This window comes from Actinomadura darangshiensis (assembly GCF_004349235.1).
In the GTDB taxonomy this organism is placed as follows: domain Bacteria; phylum Actinomycetota; class Actinomycetes; order Streptosporangiales; family Streptosporangiaceae; genus Spirillospora; species Spirillospora darangshiensis.
Genome location: NZ_SMKY01000398.1, coordinates 1 through 6,725 on the forward strand (window position 1 = coordinate 1; position 6,725 = coordinate 6,725).

Annotated in this window: 9 protein-coding genes and 1 tRNA gene; 4 read left to right on the forward strand and 6 right to left on the reverse strand. The window is 67.2% G+C overall.

Annotated elements, in window-relative coordinates:
* Positions 1–965: IS701 family transposase (locus E1293_RS50890; RefSeq protein ID WP_424923725.1), on the forward strand; the 965-nt coding region annotated here is incomplete at its 5' end.
* 130 nt (positions 966–1,095) lie between these two features.
* On the opposite strand, the gene E1293_RS42670 is transcribed toward E1293_RS50890, so the two are convergent.
* The 4 genes from E1293_RS42670 to E1293_RS42685 form a co-directional block, all read right to left on the reverse strand.
* Positions 1,096–1,290 carry a hypothetical protein gene (locus tag E1293_RS42670; RefSeq protein WP_132205155.1) on the reverse strand — a complete coding sequence of 65 codons (195 nt, stop codon included), beginning with the start codon at positions 1,288–1,290 and terminating at the stop codon, positions 1,096–1,098.
* A gap of 61 nt (positions 1,291–1,351) precedes the next feature.
* The gene (locus tag E1293_RS42675) at positions 1,352–1,753 is read right to left on the reverse strand and encodes a hypothetical protein (RefSeq protein ID WP_132205157.1); all 402 of its coding nucleotides are present in this window, start codon (positions 1,751–1,753) and stop codon (positions 1,352–1,354) included.
* 11 nt (positions 1,754–1,764) lie between these two features.
* Positions 1,765–2,214, reverse strand: a complete 450-nt coding sequence (locus E1293_RS42680; RefSeq protein WP_132205159.1) for a hypothetical protein — start codon at positions 2,212–2,214, stop codon at positions 1,765–1,767.
* Positions 2,211–2,540: a PadR family transcriptional regulator gene (locus tag E1293_RS42685; protein ID WP_132205161.1), complete on the reverse strand. Its 330-nt coding sequence runs from the start codon at positions 2,538–2,540 to the stop codon at positions 2,211–2,213. Before E1293_RS42685 ends, E1293_RS42680 begins: the two co-directional genes overlap by 4 nt.
* Before the next feature lie 176 nt (positions 2,541–2,716).
* Between E1293_RS42685 and E1293_RS42690 the strand changes: the two genes are divergently transcribed.
* The gene (locus E1293_RS42690; RefSeq protein WP_132205163.1) at positions 2,717–3,619 is read left to right on the forward strand and encodes a class I SAM-dependent methyltransferase; all 903 of its coding nucleotides are present in this window, start codon (positions 2,717–2,719) and stop codon (positions 3,617–3,619) included.
* A complete protein-coding gene (locus E1293_RS42695; protein WP_132205165.1) occupies positions 3,616–4,602 on the forward strand; it encodes a TRM11 family SAM-dependent methyltransferase in 987 nt (328 codons plus the stop codon). The genes E1293_RS42690 and E1293_RS42695 overlap by 4 nt, the downstream gene beginning before the upstream one ends.
* Positions 4,603–4,873: 271 nt before the next feature.
* On the opposite strand, the gene E1293_RS49970 is transcribed toward E1293_RS42695, so the two are convergent.
* Positions 4,874–5,602, reverse strand: a complete 729-nt coding sequence (locus E1293_RS49970; RefSeq protein ID WP_243717414.1) for a hypothetical protein — start codon at positions 5,600–5,602, stop codon at positions 4,874–4,876.
* Between E1293_RS49970 and E1293_RS50895 the strand changes: the two genes are divergently transcribed.
* On the forward strand, positions 5,489–6,613 hold the full coding sequence (locus E1293_RS50895; RefSeq protein WP_424923726.1) for a recombinase family protein: 1,125 nt from the start codon (positions 5,489–5,491) through the stop codon (positions 6,611–6,613). The genes E1293_RS49970 and E1293_RS50895 overlap by 114 nt on opposite strands.
* Here E1293_RS50895 and E1293_RS42705 read toward each other — a convergent pair.
* Positions 6,573–6,648, reverse strand: a tRNA-Glu gene (locus E1293_RS42705). The genes E1293_RS50895 and E1293_RS42705 overlap by 41 nt on opposite strands.
* Positions 6,649–6,725: the final 77 nt, after the last annotated feature.

The following is a 6,725-nucleotide window of genomic DNA, read 5'->3' on the forward strand; positions in this document are numbered from 1 at the left end:
ACGGAGTAGTCACTGGAGAGCCGGATGCCTGGAAAGCGGGCACGTCCGGTTCGGGCCGGGGGCCGTTGGAAAAGGACCTGCCCAAACAGGCACCTCGCCAACGGCCTACCGGAACCGGCGACAACACCGCGCTGCGCCGCCGCTGCACCGGCCGCGGCGTGAACTACGTGTTCGCGGTCTCCTGCGACCATCCTGTTGTGCTCGGCGGTGCCCGGACCAGGGCTGATGCCGCCTTCGCCGCAGTGGGTGAGGCGGCGTGGCAGCGGGTCTCGTGCGGGGACGGGGCCAAGGGCCGCCGGTGGTACGACTGGGCGTGGATCGGCCTGGGCGAACACGAATGGATGCTGGCCCGCCGGTCGATCAGCGACCCCACCGACCTGGCCTTCTACCGGTGCGCAGCGAACCGGCCGGTCAGCCTCTCCGAGCTGGTGCGGGTGGCCGGCTCCCGCTGGAGCGTCGAGGAATGCTTCCAAGCGTCCAAGAACGAGGTCGGCCTGGACCACTACCAGGTCCGCACGCACACCGCCTGGTACCGGCACGTCACCTTGGCCATGATCGCCCACGCCCACCTGGCCTTCCTGGCCGCGAGTCCGCCCCCAGGCCCTGGCGACACCGACGATGGCGAGGCCGACGACCTCGCCACACAGGGGGCCCGACCGGCAAGGACGATCACGTCCCGACGGCTCAGACAGGAACGAACCCGACGAGTTGGTCCCACTCACCGTCAACGAGATCCGCCGCCTGCACGCCCATCTCCACCAGCCCCGGCACCCGCCCGGGCACCGTATCCGCTGGTCACGCTGGCGACGCCGCCACCAAGCACGCGCCCGCCGCTGCCACTACCAACGACAACGACGCCTCATCGATCACTAAATGCGGCTGGAGTACTAGAGGCCGACCTCCACGACCACAGAAGCGGGCGATCGCTGAGGGGTGGATCGGGGAGATCGAAGGCATCGACCTGACACTGCGATTCCTCACCGACAAGCGCCTCGAGGCCCAGCGGCTGCTCCGGCTGACCTCACAGGTCGCCCTGCTCATGCCGACCATCCGGGCGGACACCTAGCCGACCACCACGGACACCAGCGCAGCCGGTCACACCAAGCCCAGCTGGCTTGAAGCCGTGATGATCCCGAAGAACGTTACCCCGGCGGCGGTGAAACCCACCGCCGCCGCGGTCGTCCAGCTGGCAGGGCCCTTCCAGCCCAAGATTCCCGCCACCAGGCCGGTGATCACGGCCAGCAACACAGCCACGACGACCGTCGCCAGCACGCGCGCGGCGTGATTCATGGCTCTCCAATCTATATATGTAGTTCGTTATTCGGCTACATATATAGCCGCATTGCCTTAGTTAGTCTCTGCCGGTCCCGAGCCAGGTGATCTGGACTTCTGGGGGAGTCCTTCCTGTTTTCTGCATCCAGGCCTCCACCTGCGCCTCCAAGAAGGCGTGTGTCTTGCCGGAGCCCGGCTCCAGACGCACAAAGACGACAGCATCATCAGGTCGGAACTGCGAGACGCACTCCACCTCGTTCGTGTCCTTGGCCTGGTGCGTGCACGCGAGGGAACTGAGGCCTCGCCACTGGTCGACAGCGAACCACAACACCCTGATCGCCCGGCGCCAGCCGAACCGGACGCTATCGTCCTCCAGGATCGCCGGGATCTCCGCCAGCCACTCGCGGCAACAATCCTCCCGAACCGTCGCTGGCAGACGAAGCGCAGCATGCTTCACCAGCCACTCTGCGAGAGGGTGCACCCCCAAGCCCCTCATTCTTTGGACTGCTTCGCTTCCACGCCGACGGCGAGCAGGGCGAACATGACCACGGTGAGCGCTGCGGTCACTGCCCCGACACCAGCCCAGACGACCCCCGATCCCATGCCCCCCGCAAAACCGCTCAGGACCATGGTTCCGAGGAAAGCGAGCGATCTCCGGTCCCCCAGGGAACGCCCCAAGTCACTGACGATCTTGAAGATGCGACGCGATCCGTCCAGGAGCGAGGACCCATGCAACCGGGACACCGTCCGCGACTGGTCGAGAACGAAGAGCCACACGCAGATCCATCGAAGCAGCGCAGGGCGCACTTCCGAATCATCAATGATCGCCGGCAGTTCCGCCGCCCACTCCCGATAGCGGTCCTCGCCGACCTTGGGCGGCAGCGAGTCACAGGTCGCACGCAGACGCCGCTCGGCGGCAGCCAAGACCTTGGTTCGGATCACTGGATCGCACCGCGCGTTGCCGGCTTCGAACTTCCAGCGCTGCCGCGAGAAGCATCAAGGGACACCTGAGCGAGCTCAAGACGCGCAACACGGACACCTTCACCGGTCAGGTGGTAGTACTTGCGCGGCGGCCGGCCGCCGGCATCCTCCCTCTGCGCCTCCCACTCCGAGGTCGCCAAACCCTCGTCCTGCAGACGCGCCAGCATGGGATACAGCGTCCCGCTCGGCAGCTTCGCCGCCTTCATCAGGTCATAGCCATAGCGGCGCTCGTTCGGATCCGACAGGAACACCTGCAGGACCCGCTGCAACGCTCCGGTCATCTTCATGATGCCCAGACTACATATATCGGCTACATATGTCGATTGGCTGTCGCGTCCCCTCGATCTCGGCGGCGCGGTCAACGCGGAGCGGAAACCGGTGCCGCACGTGTCCAAGATCGGGCTGGGTGCGGTCAGTTACTTGGTGAGACAGGGGACCGGGCGACCATCACGGGTCACCCGACATGACCAGCACCAACAAGCAGAACCCGACACCCGCCAGCAGCGCGCGCCAACTGCTTCCGCTCACCGTCTGGCTTTGCCCGGACGACACCACCGACCGGCCCACCCACGACGCGCAGTCCTGCAACGGGCCCGCCCACCGGGCACCACGCACCAGCACCTGTGAGCGGCATCTGGGCACGATCAGCTCCGGGCTCGCGCGTCACCTCATCACCACCGCCACCGGTGAAGGCGACGTCATCGCCGAGGCGTTCACCACCAACTCATCCACCCTGCGCGCGGCGGCCGAACTCGACCGGCGCGCCGTCGGATGCGTCCCGCACTTCCCGCTCGCCCAGCACATCGGTACTCAGCTACGTGCACACCTGCCGCACGAACATCTCAGCCGAGTTGCGATGCGGCCCTGCCGCGCCGACCAGATGCACCGCGGTATCGCCGACCACTCCGGACAGGTCGCGATGGTCATCGCGGCACCACCCACGGTCGGGAGCCGCACCGCCGAACCGAAATCGAGGGCGCGGGGAGCGTGCCCGGCGTGCTTGTCGGACGTCCTGACCGACAGCGCCTTTCGCGCCCAGTCGTTCCTGCCGGCCGCCTATCGGGTCCTGCGGCCCGGCGGTCACCTCGCCGTCGTGACCACGGCCAGGCACCACAACGGGTACCTCATCGACCCAGCGCCGGCGATCATCCGCGAGGCCCGCAAGGTCGGGTTCCGCTACAGCCAGCACATCATCGCCGTCCGTGTCCCCGTCGAGGGCGACACCCTGCTCATCCAGGCCGGCCCCGGCAGCCTCGGGCAGCTCCGCGACATCCGCTCCCGGGCCCTGCCACCCGCGGCGCGAGTGCACGCGGACGTCTGCCTCCTCACACGACCGGGCAACGGCGGCCAGGGAGGTGACCGATGAACACAAGCTCCCACCCCGAGACTCGCGAGCTCGCGTCCGTTCTGGTCACCGGGCAGCAGCCCTCACGCATCCAGCGCAAGGGCCGCTACACGCCAGAGTCGATGACGCACCCGGCCAAAATGCTTCCCGCGATCGCCGCCCAGGTCATCGCCACCTACACCGAGCCCGGCGACCTGGTGATCGACCCGATGTGCGGGATCGGGACCACTCTGGTGGAAGCCGTTCACCAGGGACGCGACGCCACCGGGATGGAGTACGAGGCGCACTTCGCGCAGATGGCCGCCGGTAACCTCCGCAACGCCCGCGCCCAAGGAGCCACCGGCACCGGACAGGTCGTCCACGGCGACGCTCGCAACATCACCACCGCGCTCGCCGACCTCACCGGAACCGCCGCGCTCGTGGTGACCTCCCCTCCCTACGGGGCGAGCACCCACGGGCAGGTGGTCACCAGCCGCGATAACGGCGGCGGAAAGATCGACAAGTCTCATAGTCGCTATTCCACCGACCGCCGCAACCTCGCCCACCGCCCCACCGCCGAACTGGTCACCGGCTTCGGGGAGATCCTCGCCGGATGCGCGGTCCTGCTGCGCCCCGGCGGAGTCATCGCGGTCACCGTCCGCCCCTTCCGCGTGGCCGGCGAACTCGTCGACCTGCCGGGCCAGGTCATCACCACCGCCGAAGACAACGGCCTGGCCTTGGCCGACAGGTTCGCCGCCCTGCTGTGCGGGCTCCGCGACGGTCAGTTCGTCACCCGCGCCTCGTTCTTCCAGATGATCGAAGCCCGCCGCCTCCGCGAACACGGCATCCCCGCCATGGCCACTGCCCACGAAGACCTGCTGGTGTTCAAGGCCCGACCCCGGACGGCGACTTCTCCGAACGAGGTAGCCGGGCTTGATCTTCACGGTGAAGGTGTGCCGTCGTATCCGAATCGGCCGACCGCCGACCCTGCCGTCACCGTCACCCGGTGGCGAAGGCGCCGGTGAGCGGTCCGGGCAAGCGCACCCGAGAAGCGGGTGAGGCGCCCGAGTTGGTCTGGCGGATGGTCAATGCTTCTCCGTCGGTTCAGGAGCAACTCACTCGGGCGCAGGCGCTGGCGATCAAGGAGGTACTGCAATGGTGGACCAGGCACGCAGCCCAATCCCGCTCGACGTCTTCACCCGAGGAACCCACAGCAGCCGATCCGCAGGGCTGACCGGACCCGGCGGAGGGTTTCGGCTGGACGGTCCGCTCAAGGTGGCGTTCGCGGGCCGGACCTCAACCGAGGACAAGCAGGATCCGACGCTGTCGCTTCCGCGTCAGCTCGCCAACAGCCAGAACGCCCTGCACACAGCACTTCCGGGGCGTGCGGTGATCGTCGCGCACTTCTACGACATCGAGTCCGGGCGCAAGGACCTCGCCGCTCGCGGGTTCGGGCGCGGGCACGAGCGGTTCAACATTCCGGTTCCGCGTGACGGCGGTATTCAGGACCTGCTGATGGAAGCGGCCCAGGTCGATCGGCGGTTCGATGCGGTGATCTGCGAGTCGGTCGACCGGATCGCGCGTCGGACCTACGTCGGCACCCAGATCGAGAACACTCTGGAGAAGCTCGGCATCCCGCTGTGGGCGTCCGATGAACCGATCGCCCTGAACGGGAAACGCTCTTCCCAGGTGCTCACGCGGCGGGTGAAGCAGGGCGTGGCCGAGTGGTACGTCCTGGAGATGCTGGAGAAAGCCTGGGGCGGGTTCGAAGTCCACACCGAACAAGGCTTCAACGTCGGACGCCCCCCGTACGGGTATCTGGCGGATAAGGTTCCTCACCCGGTCGCCGCTCGCCGCGAGCAGGGAGCCACCAAGCATGTCCTGGCTCCCGACTCGGTGCGTGGCCCGGTCGTGCAGACCATTTTCGAGATCCGTGCCAGTGAACGTCTCGGTTACCAGGCCATCGCTGACCGACTCAACTGCGATCTGGATCGGTACCCGCCGCCCGTCGCCACCGCGAAGCACCGCAGTGTGGGCAAGTGGACCTATTCCTCAGTCCGCGAGGTGCTGACCAACCCCAAGTACACCGGCTACATGGTGTGGAACCGCAAGGCCACCACCTCGGCCGGAGGCCGGAACAACCCTCCCGAAGCGTGGATCTGGTCCAGCGCACCCACTCACCCCGCTCTGGTGAGCATCGACACCTTCACCGACGCCCAGAAGGTCGCCCGTGACCGGGAGGGTTCCCGCAGCCATCCCGGGCCCAACACCGCGCACACCGACACTCGTCGCACCTACGCGCTCCGCTCGTACATGACCTGCGGACTGTGCGGGCGCCGGATGTTCGGCAAGGAAAGCCGGGGCCGGATCTACTACATCTGCCGTCCTGCTCGTGCCTACCGTCCCGAAGAGCACCCGGCGAGCATCTGGGTCCGTGAGGAACCCCTCATGGCGGGCCTGACCGAGTTCTTCAACCGTGAGATCTTCGGACTCCATCGCCGTGAACGCCTGAGTACCCTGCTCGCCCGGCTCGATGACAGCCATCTCCACGAACACCGGGAACGCCTGGTGGCGGTCGAGCGGCAGATCGCGGAGCTGAAGCGTCGCAAGGAACGCGTCCTCGACTCATTGGAGGCCGCCGACGACCCCACACCCGTCTTCGTCAACTCCATCAACGAACGCACCACACGCATCGGTGCGGACCTGGAGGCCAAGCAAACCGCACTACGCGAACTACGGGACGCGACTCCGGTAGCACCGTGCCCCGAACTGCTGGACCAATGCCCGACCGGGACAGTCGACTTCGACCTGCTACCTGAGCCGGTCCTGCGCCGCCTGCTGGACGCATTCGCCGTCCAGATGTGTCACGACAAGCAGAGCAATCAGGTCGACGTCCAGGTCACGATCACGCCGGAAACGGCGGACACCCAAATGCGGGCCGCGAACGTAGCGATCATGGGGGATGACGGCGCGGCTGATCTTGCAGCCATGCGCGTGGTACCCCCTACCGGATTCGAACCGGCGCTACCGCCTTGAAAGGGCGGCGTCCTAGGCCGCTAGACGAAGGGGGCCTGGTGGTGGACGAGTGGTCGCCACTCGACCTCGTCAGTGTAGAGGACGGGGCGGGGCGGCGTGCAAACGGTTAGCG

Coding starts and splice junctions, on each gene's coding strand:
- E1293_RS42695 (WP_132205165.1), top strand. CDS start 3,616: ATGAACACAAGCTCCCACCCCGAGACTCGCGAGCTCGCGTCCGTTCTG.
- E1293_RS42670 (WP_132205155.1), bottom strand. CDS start 1,290: ATGAATCACGCCGCGCGCGTGCTGGCGACGGTCGTCGTGGCTGTGTTG.
- E1293_RS42685 (WP_132205161.1), bottom strand. CDS start 2,540: ATGAAGATGACCGGAGCGTTGCAGCGGGTCCTGCAGGTGTTCCTGTCG.
- E1293_RS42690 (WP_132205163.1), top strand. CDS start 2,717: ATGACCAGCACCAACAAGCAGAACCCGACACCCGCCAGCAGCGCGCGC.